Origin of the sequence: Paenibacillus ihbetae (assembly GCF_002741055.1) — a bacterium.
Classification (GTDB): Bacteria; Bacillota; Bacilli; order Paenibacillales; family Paenibacillaceae; genus Paenibacillus_AQ; species Paenibacillus_AQ ihbetae.
In genome coordinates this window covers 4272878-4287796 of record NZ_CP016809.1, presented here as the reverse complement: position 1 = coordinate 4287796, position 14919 = coordinate 4272878, and the positions used below count along the sequence as shown (strand labels likewise).

General features: G+C 52.8%; 14 protein-coding genes and 1 riboswitch. Of the genes, 5 read left to right on the top strand and 9 right to left on the bottom strand.

Annotation, left to right across the window (positions count from 1 at the left end; all coding sequences use genetic code 11):
- Window positions 1–3: 3 nt before the first annotated feature.
- Window positions 4–678: a potassium channel family protein gene (locus BBD41_RS19125; protein WP_077568072.1), complete on the bottom strand. Its 675-nt coding sequence runs from the start codon at window positions 676–678 to the stop codon at window positions 4–6.
- A 16-nt stretch (window positions 679–694) separates the two neighbouring features.
- Window positions 695–2035 (bottom strand): TrkH family potassium uptake protein, encoded by a 1341-nt coding sequence (locus BBD41_RS19120; RefSeq protein ID WP_099478461.1) that lies wholly within the window; start codon window positions 2033–2035, stop codon window positions 695–697.
- Between the two features lie 63 nt (window positions 2036–2098).
- Window positions 2099–2245: riboswitch (cyclic di-AMP (ydaO/yuaA leader) on the bottom strand.
- A 291-nt stretch (window positions 2246–2536) separates the two neighbouring features.
- On the opposite strand from BBD41_RS19120, the gene BBD41_RS19115 reads away from it, so the two are divergent.
- A complete protein-coding gene (locus tag BBD41_RS19115) occupies window positions 2537–4225 on the top strand; it encodes a CPBP family intramembrane glutamic endopeptidase (protein WP_099478460.1) in 1689 nt (562 codons plus the stop codon).
- Here the strand turns inward: BBD41_RS19115 and uvrC are convergent.
- Window positions 4197–6314, bottom strand: a complete 2118-nt coding sequence (gene uvrC, locus BBD41_RS19110; protein ID WP_099478459.1) for an excinuclease ABC subunit UvrC — start codon at window positions 6312–6314, stop codon at window positions 4197–4199. The two genes, BBD41_RS19115 and uvrC, sit on opposite strands and share 29 nt — an antisense overlap.
- 142 nt (window positions 6315–6456) lie before the next feature.
- Here uvrC and BBD41_RS29840 point away from each other — a divergent pair, with 142 nt between their 5' ends.
- Window positions 6457–6633 (top strand): hypothetical protein, encoded by a 177-nt coding sequence (locus BBD41_RS29840; protein ID WP_157929317.1) that lies wholly within the window; start codon window positions 6457–6459, stop codon window positions 6631–6633.
- Here the strand turns inward: BBD41_RS29840 and trxA are convergent.
- Window positions 6614–6931, bottom strand: a complete 318-nt coding sequence (trxA, locus tag BBD41_RS19105) for a thioredoxin (protein WP_007132002.1) — start codon at window positions 6929–6931, stop codon at window positions 6614–6616. The genes BBD41_RS29840 and trxA overlap by 20 nt on opposite strands.
- A 250-nt stretch (window positions 6932–7181) precedes the next feature.
- On the opposite strand from trxA, the gene BBD41_RS19100 reads away from it, so the two are divergent.
- On the top strand, window positions 7182–7337 hold the full coding sequence (locus BBD41_RS19100) for a hypothetical protein (RefSeq protein WP_007132001.1): 156 nt from the start codon (window positions 7182–7184) through the stop codon (window positions 7335–7337).
- Window positions 7338–7434: 97 nt separating this feature from the next.
- On the opposite strand, the gene dnaI is transcribed toward BBD41_RS19100, so the two are convergent.
- The 3 genes from dnaI to BBD41_RS19085 all read right to left on the bottom strand — a co-directional run bounded on the left by dnaI (window position 7435) and on the right by BBD41_RS19085 (window position 10500).
- Window positions 7435–8388, bottom strand: coding sequence for a primosomal protein DnaI (dnaI, locus tag BBD41_RS19095; protein WP_099478458.1), 954 nt, complete (start codon window positions 8386–8388; stop codon window positions 7435–7437).
- Window positions 8389–8423: 35 nt separating this feature from the next.
- A complete protein-coding gene (locus tag BBD41_RS19090; RefSeq protein WP_077568077.1) occupies window positions 8424–9926 on the bottom strand; it encodes a replication initiation and membrane attachment family protein in 1503 nt (500 codons plus the stop codon).
- A 274-nt stretch (window positions 9927–10200) separates the two neighbouring features.
- Window positions 10201–10500, bottom strand: a complete 300-nt coding sequence (locus BBD41_RS19085) for a YuiB family protein (RefSeq protein WP_007131998.1) — start codon at window positions 10498–10500, stop codon at window positions 10201–10203.
- Window positions 10501–10760: 260 nt separating this feature from the next.
- On the opposite strand from BBD41_RS19085, the gene hemQ reads away from it, so the two are divergent.
- Window positions 10761–11510, top strand: a complete 750-nt coding sequence (gene hemQ / locus BBD41_RS19080; protein ID WP_077568078.1) for a hydrogen peroxide-dependent heme synthase — start codon at window positions 10761–10763, stop codon at window positions 11508–11510.
- 352 nt (window positions 11511–11862) lie between these two features.
- On the opposite strand, the gene BBD41_RS19075 is transcribed toward hemQ, so the two are convergent.
- Both BBD41_RS19075 and BBD41_RS19070 read right to left on the bottom strand, forming a co-directional pair.
- Complete coding sequence (locus BBD41_RS19075) at window positions 11863–12126, bottom strand: hypothetical protein (RefSeq protein WP_077568079.1); 264 nt, start codon at window positions 12124–12126, stop codon at window positions 11863–11865.
- Complete coding sequence (locus BBD41_RS19070) at window positions 12127–13320, bottom strand: NAD(P)/FAD-dependent oxidoreductase (protein ID WP_007131995.1); 1194 nt, start codon at window positions 13318–13320, stop codon at window positions 12127–12129. It lies immediately after the preceding gene.
- A 480-nt stretch (window positions 13321–13800) separates the two neighbouring features.
- Between BBD41_RS19070 and BBD41_RS19065 the strand changes: the two genes are divergently transcribed.
- Window positions 13801–14802: an NAD(P)/FAD-dependent oxidoreductase gene (locus BBD41_RS19065; protein ID WP_099478456.1), complete on the top strand. Its 1002-nt coding sequence runs from the start codon at window positions 13801–13803 to the stop codon at window positions 14800–14802.
- The last annotated feature ends 117 nt before the right edge of the window (window positions 14803–14919 follow it).

The following is a 14919-nucleotide window of genomic DNA, read 5'->3' as shown; positions in this document are numbered from 1 at the left end:
GTATTATTTCTGCTGCAGATTCACGACTTCGGTCTCAAACCGTTCCACATTGTCGTTGGAGCCGATGACGACCATAACATCGCCGGCATTAACCACGTCCATCGCCGTCGGCGCAACGATAATGCCGGATCGCTTGTTGAGGGCAACCACCGTGACACCGTAACGGACGCGCGTGTTCAGTTCGCTTAACGTCTTGCCGTCCATACAATCGGTTACCGTCATTTCCACAATCAAATAATCCTTAGATAATTCGATATAGTCGAGCAGATTCGGCGTAACCAGCTGGTGAGCCACACGGATCCCCATATCCCGCTCCGGGAAGATGACCCGGTCCACGCCCAGCTTCTGCAGCGCCCGGCCGTGCAGCACGGAAATCGCTTTGGCCACGACGGTCGATACACCGAGTTCCTTGAGCAGAATGGCGGACAGAATGCTCATCTGGATATCGTCTCCGATCGCGACGATCCCGCAGTCGAAATTGCGGATGCCGAGCGATTTCAGCATCTCCTCATCCGTAGCATCCGCGACCACCGTATGGGTCAAATGCTCGCTCATATCCTCGACGACCTCTTCGTTCCGGTCAATGCCGAGAACTTCATAGCCTAGTTCCATCAGTTCCAGTGCCAGACTCGAGCCGAACCGCCCCAAACCGATCACTGCAAATTGCTTTGGTTTCATGTCTCTCCTATACTCCTTATCCAATAATCATTTTGCCTTCCGGATAACGATACAATTCTTTACCCTTTTTCGGCCCCAGTGCATAAGCCAGCGTCAACGGACCGAGACGTCCGGCAAACATCGTCAAGCTGATCAGTATTTTGCCGAGCACCGTCAGATCTGGCGTCAAGCCCATCGATAAGCCGACGGTGCCGAAGGCCGAGGTCGTTTCGAATAAAATCTCCAGGAAATCCGCATCCTCCGTCGTGGACAGAATCATGGACACCGTCAATACGAGCAGCAGCGCCAGAAGCGCAATCGTCAGCGCCTTAAGCACGCGCTCCTGGGCCAGGCGATACCGGAACATAACGATATCGTCTCTCCCTCTCATCATCGCGAACACGGCCCCTACCATAACCATAAAGGTTGTCGTCTTGATCCCGCCCCCCGTCGAGCCAGGCGACGCTCCGATAAACATAAGTATAATAATGAAAAATTGCGTGGCTTGCCTGAGGCCGCCGATATCTATCGAATTTACGCCCGCTGTTCGCGGACTGACCGACTGGAAGAACGAGGCAAGCACTCTGCCTCCCCCATCCAAGGAGCCCAGCGTTAGCGGATTGGTAAACTCAAAAATGAATATGATGATCGCCCCGATAAATATCAAAGATCCCGACATCGAGAGAACGACTTTGGAGTGAAGCGAAAGCTTCCTTTTTTGACGGAAATCGATCAAATCGGATAATACAACGAACCCGATACCGCCGGATATGATCAATAGCATGGATACGATGTTCACCAGCGGATCATCGACATAACCGGTGAGACTATGAAAATCGCCGAACAGATCGAAGCCCGCATTGTTAAACAGCGAAACGGAATGGAACAGGCCGAAATAAATGGCTTTTCCAATAGGCATATCCCATGCCCAGCGGAGAGTAAATAGTAAGGCTCCGCATGCCTCGAAGGTCAGGGAATAGATAAACACCCGCCGGATTAAACGAACGATCCCTTCGATCGAGGACTGATTCATCGCTTCCTGCAGAACAAGCCGGTCCTTGAGGGATATCTTGCGCTTAAACACCAGGGCGAACAGGGTTGCCATCGTCATAAACCCGAGCCCGCTGAGCTGAATGAGCAGGAGGATCACCGTATGTCCGAAGGCACTGAAGCTTGTGCCTGTATCCACGACGACAAGCCCGGTCAGACAGACGGCTGAAGCTGCCGTAAACATGGCGTCAATCCAGGCGATCGGTTCGCCGGTCCTGCTGGATACGGGCAGCATGAGCAGAAGGGTTCCGACCAGGATCGCCGCCGCAAAACCGAGCGCAAGGATCTGCGGAGGTGACAGCTTAAGCCAATTCAATTTTGAGTTCAATGTTTCACCTTCTCCAAAAAAATCAACGAAAAAAGACACTGGAAAACAGTGCCCTTAACGGTCTGGTTCCTGTGCAGCAGCCTACGAGGTTAGCTGACGGATTCGGGCATTATCACAGGCCGCCCTATCCATGATCCGAAAGAGATCATGAAATTCACCCCAATTACATGGTTCCCCCGTTCTCAGTACGAAATTCGGCTGGTCTATTCAGTTCCTTGAAAGCATGATGTGATTATAACGCAATCCGGGAGGGAACCCAACGCCGTTTTTTTACCAAAAAGACTTTAAATAAGGGCGATTTGGGCATATTCAAGAGTACAAGGATATCATTCTCTAACGTTTTCGAAACCTTTCATTCATTTTCAGCGTTTTATTTCATTATTGGGCTTTGGGATAAGCAGGGCTTGTTCTTCATATGTATGTTATATTGACTCTATGATCCGCATGTTGCGGGGCCGGTTATTCATATCGGAAAGCACTAAAATCAAGAGGAGGAATTTCATGAACCGTGCCGCAGAGCCCTTGAAGCTGACGCCTAACCTGAAGAAGCTTATCGCCCCGGCCATTATCGGCCTGATCCTGTTTCTTGTTTTTCAGGTACTCCCATCCACTTCCTTCGAGTCAACCGATACGCCCTATCCGAAAATCATCTCCAAAGAGGAGGCTGCACAAGCCGCGTCACGGTTCGCGAGCGAGCATTTAGGATTTCCTGCTGCCGAAGGGGAAGACACGCTTGTTACATACCAGTCCAACTCCGAGCTGTACGGATATTTGGCGAAAGAGAAGAAGCTCCGGGATTATAATAAGAGCTACGGAGCCAAATACCCTTACGATGTATACCGTGTCCGCTTCACCTTGCCGGGCGGCGATGCGCTGAACGTGGATGTACATATGCAAAATGCCGGCATCGCCGGATTTTCCTATGATTCCGCCCGCTCCGTTTACGACCGGATCGAGCTGAATCAAGGGGAGGTCCGCAAGCAAATGCTGCTCCTGGTGGAGGAGGGCATGACGCTGGCCGAGAAGCAGGCTCTCGCCGAGCCGTGGCTCAAGTGGGCCGGATATGATGCGACGCAGCTCCAGCTCTCCACCCGGGAAGGCGAACCCACGCTGAAGTATACCGTCACGGAAGCGGCGATCGGGGATTCGAGGCTGCAGCTGGCGTTTACCTTTGAGCATGGAAAGCTGCGTTCCTTCGAGCCGGCATTCTCGGTTCCGGCAGCGCACACCGCCTATGTCAACAAGCAGACGCAGGACGCAACGCTGCTGACGCTCGTCGGTTACGGTTTGTTTACGCTTGTGCTCGGTATCCTGGCCATCGTCTACAGCGTCAAGACCCGGGCCTACACCTCGTTTAAGCGCGGTATCCTGCTGTCCGTCCTGTTGTTTGTCATCCAGATGCTGAATACGTACAACCTGGTTCCGGTCTTTAAGGCACAAGGAATGTCCGAGACCGGGATCATCGGGATTATGATCTTCTACGCCATTTATTCCCTCATCTTCTCCGCTCTGCTCTATTTCTCGCTTGTCGGCGGAAGCGGCCTATGGCGGAAGGAAGACGGGCTTAATCCGTGGCCGCGGGCCAAGGAGCCCGGATACGGGCGCTATGTCCTGGACAGCATGAAGGTGGGCTATATGTGGGCACTCATTCTGCTCGGCATCCAGTCCTTGATCTTCATCGCGCTCGGCCTGACCTTGAACACCTGGTCCACGACCGATGCCTCGCAGTCCCCTTACAACATGCTCTATCCATGGCTGTTTCCGCTGATGGCTTGGCTCGCAGGCATATCGGAGGAAGCGGTATACCGGCTGTTCGGCATTAGAATGGTGAAGAAGATCGTGCGCAGCACCTTTGTCGCGAGTTTGATCACCTCGATCATCTGGGCGCTCGGCCATACGCTGTATCCGATTTACCCGGTGGTGTCCCGCCCGATTGAGCTGGTCATTATCGGCCTGCTGTTCAGCTATATCTTCCTGAAATACGGATATATTGCGGCCATGTTCTCGCATGTCATCTTCAACAGCATTCTTATGGGATTCAGCCTGGTCATGCTTCAAGGCGCCCCTAACGTGCTGATCGGCCTGTTCTATATGGTGCTGCCGGCCATCGTGGCTTACGTGATCTATCGCTTGAATCCAATAAAAAAAGAGAAGCCGTATGTCACGACTCCTCATCACGAAGGGCATTGAGTATATCCGTAGCTAATTTTTCACCGATCGAAAGGGGCTTAAAGTCTTCGACTGAAGCCTCTTTTATTTTTTTGATCGAGCCGAAATGCTTCAGCAGCAGCTTCCGCCGCTTCTCGCCGATGCCCGGGATCGAGTCCAGCTTGGACGACACCATCGATTTGCCGCGCTGGTCTCGATGGAAGGAGATCGCAAACCGGTGGACCTCGTCCTGGATGCGCTGCAGCAGATAGAACTCCTGGCTGTCCCGAGGGAGGGACACCGGCTGCGGCGGATCGCCGACCATCAGCTGCGCCGTTCTATGCTTGGCATCCTTCACAAGCCCGCAGACCGGAATGAACAGTCCCAGCTCATTCTCCAGCACATCGATCGCAGCCGAAATCTGTCCCCTGCCGCCGTCGACCACGATCAGGTCCGGCAGCGGCAGATTCTCCTTCAGCACCCGCTCGTACCGTCTCCGGATGACCTCACGCATCGTCTCGTAATCATCCGGACCCTGCACGGTGCGGATTTTGTATTTCCGGTATTCCTTCTTATCCGGCTTCCCGTTCGTAAACACGACCATCGCCGAAACCGGATTCGTCCCCTGTATGTTCGAGTTGTCAAACGCCTCGATCCGGTTCAGGGATTCGATGCCGATCACTTCGCCGAGATTGGCCGCGGCAATCGATGTCCGCTCCTCATCCCGTTCGATTAAGCGGAATTTCTCATCGAGCGCAACCTTTGCATTTTCAATCGCCATCCCGACCATCTGGCGCTTTAAGCCGCGCTGCGGCACATGCACTTTGACGCCGAGCCATTCCTGCAGGGCGGCTGCGCCTCCGGCGGCGTCCACCAGGCCGGCAGCCTCCGCCCGCTCGTTCTCGGCTTTCGTCGCGGCGGCCAGACGTTCGGCCTCCTCCCCTTGCCCGGAGCTTTCCGGACCGCTGCCTGCCGAACCCGAGCCGGACGGGTCCTCTGCGACCGCTAAGGAAGGCGATCCAGCGGCATCGCCTTCACCGGCGCCTGGGGCCTGGCCGCTCTCGGTGGAAGCGGCGGCTCTGCTGCCTGCTCCCTCCGAAATCGGAGCATCCTTGGCCGCGATGCTGTCTTGCGCGTCGGATTCGGCCTCCTCGATCAAGACCGGTCCAGGAAGCAGGATTTCCTGCGGCACGGCAGGGTTATCGCTGTAGTACTGCGCAATGAAGGACATAAAGTCGCTGTGCGCGTCACCGTAGAACGGAAAGATCGACTTGTTGCGCTGTACCATTTTCCCCTGCCGCATGTACAGAATTTGCACGCACATCCAGCCTTTATCCACGGCATATCCGAATACATCGCGGTCCCGGGTGTCGGTCGTCGTGATCTTCTGCTTCTCCATCAAGGTGTCGATATGGATGATCTGGTCCCTGAGCTCCTTGGCGCGTTCGAAATACAGGTCCTCTGCGGCTTCCTGCATTTTGCGCTGCAGCTCCTTCTTGATCTCTTCATGACCGCCGCTTAGAAAGGAGTTGATTTCGCTGGTGATCTCCTCGTAGGCGGACTTCGGCACCTCTTTCACGCATGGAGCCATGCATTGGCCCATATGATAGTACAAGCACACCTCTTTCGGCATAACCCCGCATTTGCGCAAAGGATACATGCGGTCGAGCAGCTTTTTCGTCTGCTGAGCGGCATAGGCGTTCGGATAGGGACCGAAATACTTGGCTTTATCTTTAAGCACCCGGCGCGTCACTTCCAGGCGGGGATGCTCTTCGTTCGTAATTTTAAGATATGGATAGGTTTTGTCATCCTTGAGCAGTACATTATACCTTGGCTGGTGCGTCTTGATCAGGTTGCACTCCAGGATGAGCGCTTCCATATTGCTGCCCGTTACGATGTATTCGAAATCGCGGATCTCGGATACCAGCATCTGGGTTTTGCCGTTGTGGCTGCCGGTAAAATAAGAGCGAACCCGGTTCTTCAGCACTTTGGCCTTGCCGACATAAATAATGGTTCCTTCCCGGTTCTTCATCAGGTAGCACCCTGGCTGATCTGGCAGCAGCGCCAGCTTGTGCCGGATATTCTCCAGCGCCTTCTCCTGCTCCTGCAGTTGTTTGGCGAAGTCGTCCATCTTCTTCCTCCTCTCCAAGAAGATTATATATGATTATGATGAGAATTCTGCAAAAAATCCAACAAGCGACTTTCAATCCGCCTTGTACAGATCAACGGTTTTGTTCGTGGCGCCAAAGGCGCTCGCGGGCGGCTCGCTCACGATGGCGCTGACCGGGATCTATATATTGTACCCGGAAGCGCCGTCATCGAATGTTTACCATAATCCTGATGATAAACCGCATAAAGCGCCTATCGGATTGTTGACCGAAGGCGCTTTATGGAAGCTTTATGGCGATAGCGGCACTTGCAAATCAAGCATTATTGATGCTTCGCAATGATGCCTTTCAAGGCTTCTTTGGAGTTAAGCCCTACCACTTTATCGACAGGCTGGCCGTCTTTAAAGAAAATCATCGTCGGAATGCTCATGACGCCGAAGCGTGCTGCGGATTCCGGATTTTCATCCACGTTCACCTTTGCGATTTTTACATCGTCGCCGAGTTCTTGGGACAATTCGTCCAGAATCGGAGCGAGCATTTTACAAGGACCGCACCATGGGGCCCAGAAATCAACTACAACCGTTCCTTGACCTTCCACTTCGTTCGCGAAGGTTTGATCGGTAACATTAACGATAGCCATTGTATACTCCTCCTTACAGGATAATTTCAAGATATAGCGCGAATCATAATGTCGAATGCGTCGACGGTTTTAGTATACCACAAACTTTAAGAAAAAGTGAAATATACTCACCTAAAGAAAGAGGATTTCTCGGAATATTCATGCAATCTTTACAAATGATTTGGACATTGGGTATACTACTAATAATAAGTCGGGTGACCTGTCTTAGCCGTGCATACGGAATGTTCACCTTTTTGAGGAGGCAAGCACCATGGATGTAAACGTGCGCATGAACGATCCGCGGGAGCACATCAATGAAGAACCGCGTAATGATTTCAGCGATTTGATGATGGGCTTTCTTGGGATGTTCGGTTTCATGACCATCATCTTCTTCGGATTCGTCATTATCAAATTTTTGGTCGGCTAATTGACGGCTCCTGTGCGCTAAGAAAAGCCTGATCCCTGTCATCGCGTCCTGCGAAGCCAAAGGGATCAGGCTTTTTTACAATTCAATGATGAGCAGCCTAGAATTTTCCCCTCTGATTCTCGCCGTACAAATGAACGACATCCACGAACGGTGCAATACGGTTCATCAGCCGCTGCCCCTTATGGGCCTCTTCCCCGTCCTTGCTGGTAAAGCTTAAGTGCCGCTCGAGCCCGTCCAGCGGATAGTTGGATGTGTAGAAGGTCGGCTTGCGGTTCATCCGGTAATTCAGAATCGACCCCAGCACATGATCCCGTACCCAAGGGCTTAAATTCTCGGCGCCGATATCGTCGAAGATCAACAGATCGCAGTTCTTCATCGTCTCGATCATTTCCTTCAGCTTCGGCCCGTCCTGCATCATCGTTTTCAGATCCTCTACAAAGTCGGGCATATACACGATCACGCCCGAATACCCCGCCATCGCCAGCTCATAGAGCAGATAGCCCATCAAATAGGTCTTGCCGGTGCCGAAGGATCCGGTCAAATACAATCCCCGGGGACTCAGCCCATTCTCCTTCGTCTCCTTGATATACTTGAACACCTGATGAACTCCGGGAGCTCTCAGCCGATCCTTGGCCATAATCTCCATATGGTCATAGCCTTCATTCAGCGCCTTGTCGTCGACATAGAAGCTGCGGATCCGCTTCCGGATCTGATCCTCATTCGTTTTGGCAACCTGCAGGGAACACGGCGTTTTCCGTTCATAAATCTCCACCGTTCCATTGACCCGCTGAATATCCAGCTTGCTGTAGTGTCCCTGGAAATCATTCGGGCAATGGTCCAGTCCGGGACACTGCTTGCAGTTGGCCTGATCGCCGGCATACTGGTACAGCTTGCTTAAATTGATGCGCAGCACCCGGTCGTCAATCTCGGGATATTCCGCCCGCATCGCCTGAATAAGCGGATTCTTCAGCAGCTCCTCCGTAATCTCGGCCGTTCTGCGCCGTAGCGCAGAGCTCTTCATACTTTCCAGCAGCTCGCCAAGGGATTCCATCTCTCTCCCTCCTTCATCTATAGCATCTTTGGTTCTTATACGCCTTTCTTATTGCCGGCCTGCATCTCGGCAGCGAACCGCATCATCTCTTCGAATTCTTCATCCGAAACCGCCTCGCCCTTATCGGTCTCCAGCGCCACCGGAATTTCGGGCTTCGCCTGTCCGCTTCTAGCGTATGTACGCGTACGTGTTGAGGCCTGCTTCTGCTTGCCTTTCATCTTGGCTTGGTCCCTTATATATTGAACAGCCTTCTCGTAGCTGTTAACCTGCTTCAGCAGCATGTTGGAAGCGATCGCCTCCACGAAATTACGGTTGATCCGCTGCTCGCCGCCGACTGCGATCAACGACACCAAATAATGAATCAGTACGTTGATGACCTCGCCCGGCAGCTTGTAACTAAGGTCGATTTTTTCGAAAATGTCCAGGAACTGGGCGGGTACCGTCCCCGGAAAGAACGTCTGCAGCAGCCGGGTATACGGCTCATTGCGCAGCATCATATTATATTGATGGATATCGCACTTCGATTGGAACTGCGCAGGCACCTCGACGTAATACTCCATCTGCACGGCATGCTCCTCGGCAGGTTTATCCGGATCCGCATTCAATTCCTGATGCAGGGCCACCACCTTGCCGGCGGTAATCTGCCTCTTCTCCTGAAGCTTCATTCCCTGACGGAAATGAAGGCTCGCCTTGTGCTGCAGATCGTCCAGGACAATTTCCCCGTGCTCGCTGAAGATTCCGTCCTCGTCCAGAAGACGGCACAGGTCCTGAACGCTGAGATCATACTTGCGGACCACGTAATTCACGATCCCCATCTGCTCATGATCGTAGCGGAGACGCTCCACGAACACCCGGTTGCGGGACTCGCGCGGGAAGCGGAGGATAATGTCCGCATAATTGAGCCCTTCTCCCGGCGGGGTCGGCGGCAAGGCCGGCCTGGATACCGCTACCTCCTCCAGCGCCTGCTCCAATTCGTAATCGATCACATGGGTATTCAATTCGAAAATATCATAGAAGGGAACCGAAATGTTCTCCTTATTCAGCGAAATGCCCGACCATTCATGGGGCTCCTTGCTCCACAGCTCCTCGCGGAGCGACAGTACGGCGAATTTGCCGACCTTATCGCGGAGCAGCAGTGTCAAATGCTGCGTGTTGAAAAATTCGGCAGGGCTCAGCGGAGCCTGCAGCTCATACTCGTAGATGTAGTCGTCCGTCTCGGGGACGAACATCCGGCTCGTCTGCAGCAAGCCTACCGCCTCCAGCTTGGAGGTCTGCTCAATGAGATACCGGCGTCCTTTCTCGCTGGGCTCCAGCCCCAGCGTCAGAAACAGCCGCCGCTGCTGTTCGATCGCCGAATACCCGACCTTCTCGGCCGGCACATGCTGGACGAAAAGACGGTACAGGCTGATCGCAAAGGCGCCTACCATCGGCTGATATATCGAGCTGAGCATCTTGTCGTCCAAGCTGCTCAAACAGAAGTCACGGTATACGCAGTAACGGTGATTCTCGGTAAAATATAAAAAATTAGTCATGCGCATCGCTGTTGCTCCCCCTGTCGCCCAAAAATAGACTTCCTCTATTCTATCACAAATCAAGGGTTCGGAAGTCGGTTCTTTTGCATCAAAAATATTGGAATTCCATGCAAGCGCCTCATTCATTCCAAGCGAATAATAAGCGGCGGCCCCCAGTATCGAAGAGCCGCCGCCGTCATCCTATTCGCCTATTCCTCCTGCTTCCAAACCATTGAAGCGGATTGCCGCAAGTGCGTCAAACGATCCTATGAAATCGCTGCTGCACTGCTGCATATTTGTTCTAAAACATTTTAAAGCCTTTGATCCGCAACGTCTTAATCGTCCACCCGCTCATATAAGCGCCGATCAGTCCGGCAACGCCGGTCAGGTAATCCACCAGCTGGAATGATCCGACGTGAGTCCAAAACGGCGTCTGGCTCCGATCCCACAAGCTGTATACGACGACCGGCAAAATGACGATGACAAACAAAAAGCACGGAAACCAGGTCGTCTTCATCAACATATTAAGGATAAAGCCGATACCGAACATCATGACAAAAAATAAAATCATCAGGACAAGTACAGGAATAAATTGAAGCATAATCGCCTTATTCACCTCTTCTTTAACGCCTACGCATAGCAGCCTGTCAGGTTGCTGCTGTGCAGCATGATAGCAAGGCCTAAGCTTCAGCTAATAGCTAGTTTACTAAAAAAAATGTCACAGATCAACGAACAATCCGTGAATGAATTGTGACGCGTTTGCTCTGCGGACGGCACGTACAGTACAATGTAGGGAGTTGTAATGATAGCAAGCGGTGATCCGCTTGTGAGCTATCGAACATATTGTTTAGGAGTGATCTCATGAACGAAGCTGCAATGACGCTTGAAGGCTGGTATGCCCTGCATGATTTCCGCACGATCAATTGGTCTGCCTGGAAAGCCGCGGACGATGAGGTTCGCGCCTTTGCGCTGGACGAGCTGAACGGATTCCTTGAGGAGTGGGCTGCCGTTGACGAAGCCAAGCAGGGAAGCACCGCCGTATATACGATTGTCGGTCAGAAGGCCGATTTTGTGTTTATGCACCTGCGCGAGACGCTGGAGGAACTGAACGCGATCGAGAATGCTTTTAACAAAACAACCTTCGCCCAGTTCACTACCAAAGCCTACTCTTATGTAAGCATCGTCGAGCTGAGCAACTATTTGGCAGGCTCCTCGAACGAGGATCCGATGCAGAATCCGCATGTCGTCGCCCGCTTGAAGCCATCCCTGCCGAAAGCGAAGCACATCTGCTTCTACCCGATGAACAAAAAGCGCGATTTGTCGGACAACTGGTACATGCTGAGCATGGAGGAGCGCCGTTCCATGATGCAAAGCCATGGCCTGATCGGCCGCGGATACGCCGGCAAGGTGAAGCAGATCATCACCGGCTCCGTCGGCTTTGACGACTGGGAGTGGGGCGTTACCCTGTTCGCGGACGATGCGCTGCAGTTCAAGAAGCTTGTCTATGAGATGCGTTTCGATGAAGTCAGCGCGCGCTTTGGCGAGTTCGGGCCGTTCTATGTCGGCAACTTGCTGGACCAAGCCTCGTTTACCGAGCTTATGAAGGTTTAACAGCAGCCAATCGATATAACGTTAAGAGGGTTTCCCACAAGATCCTTGATCTGGCTGGGGCCCTCTTTTTGGTTTGGGGACAATGCGAGAACTGCTTAGTCCCATCGCTGTCCCCTTCAACGGGTTCCTCGATCCAATGGAGACATTCGGTATGGGGCATGTGTGTCCGGTGCAAAGTTTTCCTTTGGGAAAGCTTTCAACCACCAAGCCGCTCCCCTAAACGAAAAAGGTGGAGGACAGGTGCTCACTTCGAGCATGTCTTCCACCTTTTTTTGATTAGCACTAAGAAAGCGATCGCCTATATTAGAATGCAGAATGAAAATCCACTTGTGCTTCGTGGCATTCCAAGACGTCAACCCTCTTCCTCGTCGTCTTCCTGCTCCTGCTTGCGCAGGCCTTCCAGATACTCGGCCGTTGCCCGGTCCCGGGCACGTCCCTTATCCTTCAGTCGTTCGATGGCGGGAAGAATGAGAATATCCACTTCCTGCTGGATCGTATACGCCAGGTCGTAGCGCTCCTGGGATTCCAGATAGGAGCCGACCTCCATCAATGCATTGTAGCGGTCCAGCTCCTCTCTCGTGAGCAGTCCCCGCACCTGAACGCTGCAGTGTCTCATTTACAGAAACCTTCCCTTTCTCAGGACAAGCGGAATGCCGCCGATAATAAAGAGGTATCGCAAATCCACCAGCTTCTTGAGCTGAGCGGCCTTCCAGCCCTGATATTTCTTGTCGCCGACGACGGCGATTCCTTCTCCCTTGCCGAGAGAGGCAACCGTGCCTTTGTTATGGAATTCGAACTTCCGCATCGCCTTGCCGCGGATCGAAGCCACGATATTCTGCGCACAGCAAACGCCTTGCTGCATGGCGATCTGGGCGGTAGGCGGATAAGGACGGCCTTCATCATTAAAAATCAGCGAGTTGTCGCCGATAATATAAATGTTCTCGTAACCCGGAGCCCGCAAATACTCGTCCACCTTGACGCGGCCGCGCATCGTCTCGAAGCCAGCCGCTTCGACAAGGCGGTTCCCCCGGATCCCGCCGGTCCACACAACGGTTTGGGAGCGGATCTCTTCCCCGTTGTTCAGGAGCACGGCGCCAGGCAGGCACTCTTTAATGGCTACGCCGAATTTGAAGGTGACTCCCTTCTTCTCCAGCACGCGGATCGCATAATCGACCAGCTCCGGCGCAAAGCCGGGCAGCGCGGACGGCGCAGCCTCTACGTTGTAAATGTTCACCAGCGCCGGGTCAACGTCATATTCCTTGCACAGCTTCGGAATGCGGTCAGCCAGCTCAGCAACGAATTCGATGCCGCTGAAGCCCGCGCCGCCAACGACGAAGTTAATGCGCTCCTGCGGTCTGCGTTCATTTTTATACAAAGCAAACTGATACTCGATATGCTCCCGGATCAGCCGCACCGAGTTAATGCTCCGGATCGTCATCGCATGCTCGGCAAGCCCCGGGATGCCGAACGTCTCCGGCTCGCCGCCGAGTCCGATCACGAGATAATCATAAGATAGGGTGCCATCCTCAAGAATAACCTTCTTGTCATGAAGTCGGATCTCTTGAACCGAGGATTTCACCAGATCGATCTTGAATTCGTCGATCAGCTTCGAGATGGATACCCGCGTATTCTCGATACTGTCCGTTCCTGCTGCCGGCATATGTAAATGCGTTGTTATATAGTGGTAGTCGTGTCGGTTCACCAAAGTAACGTCGGCCTCATTATAATTCAGCTCTTTTTGCAGCCGCTGCGCTGTCAATATGCCCCCGTAACCCGCACCAAGGATTACGATCTTCGGTATGCTGCTCATTCTCCTGCTCCTTCCGGCTTGACTCTTTATATATATAGTATGGTTTACTTGTTAACATTTTGTGAAAAGCATGCAAAAAAAGAGAAGAGCCCTTCATCAGAGCCCATTTCACGATTTGACCTGACTGTGTCCGTCCATGCTCGTCCAGGCCCGATAATTCGGGTGGATTCGGATGTTTATCCAGATGCTGTCCTATTCAGTCAACCTGCTATGAACACAAGTTATCACGTTAATAATATGCATAAAGCCAGCAAAGATCAAGTTTTTTTTGCCGGCATATGAGTCACCCCGGCGGCATCGCATCCCCTCTCCTACAAAGTAAGCGCAATCATCGCGAGTGTAGGTATTTTAGCTCAATTCTCGACTTTTCATGCCGGGTCGTGACGATTATAATAGTTAGGGAATTCATGAATCAGCATAATCTTAGACAAACGTCTGTCTGATTCGAATAGAACCCTATTAAACGGAGGTGCTTACCGCATGACAACGACGCCACAAGACAACAGCATGACCGACCTATTGATTATCGGCGGCGGACCTGCAGGGATGTTTGCTGCGTTTTACGGCGGGATGCGCCAAGCGTCGGTAAAGCTGATTGAGAGCATGCCTCAGCTTGGCGGCCAGCTGGCAGCGCTGTATCCTGAGAAATATATTTATGATGTGGCAGGCTTCCCGAAGGTTACGGCCCAGGAGCTTGTGAACAATCTATCCAAACAGATGGACCTGTTCAACACGGATATCCGCTTGGAGGAGAAGGTCCAGTCTGTCGAAAAGCTGGAAGAACGCCACTTTGTCGTCAAGACGAATCTCGGAGAGCACCACGCCAAGGCGGTTATCATTACGGCTGGCGTCGGCGCATTCCAGCCCCGCCGGCTGGAGATCGAGGGCGCGGAGAAATATGAGAAGAGCAATCTTCACTATTTCGTAAACGATTTGAGCCGCTTCAAGGGCAAGAAAGTGCTGATCAGCGGCGGCGGCGATTCGGCCGTCGACTGGGCACTGATGATCGAGCCGATTGCCGAGCAGGTGACCCTGGTTCACCGCCGCGACAAGTTCCGCGCGCATGAGCACAGCGTCGAGCAGCTGATGGCTTCCAAGGTGAATATCATTACCCCTACGGAGATCACCGGACTGCACGGCGAAGATACGATCAGCAAGGTGACGCTGACCCACATCAAAACGAAGGAAACGCAGGAGATCGAAGTGGATGACGTGATCGTCAATTTCGGCTTTGTTTCTTCGCTTGGGCCGATTTCGGAATGGGGAATCGCGATCGAGAGCAACTCCATCGTCGTCGACTCCCGAATGGAGACGAGCATTCCCGGCATTTTCGCGGCCGGCGACATCACGACATATCCGGGCAAGGTCAAGCTGATCGCCGTCGGCTTCGGCGAGGCGCCTACCGCGATCAACAACGCGAAAGTATACATCGATCCGGAAGCAAGACTGGCTCCGGGCCACAGCAGCAACATGAAGCTCTAATCACGGCCTAAGAATCTACTATCTATGAAATTGCTGCGAACGTGCGATAGATTATAGGGGGTAACCCAAAGAAAAAAGGTATCTTTGATCCGAAGGAATTATCCTTCAATCGAAGAT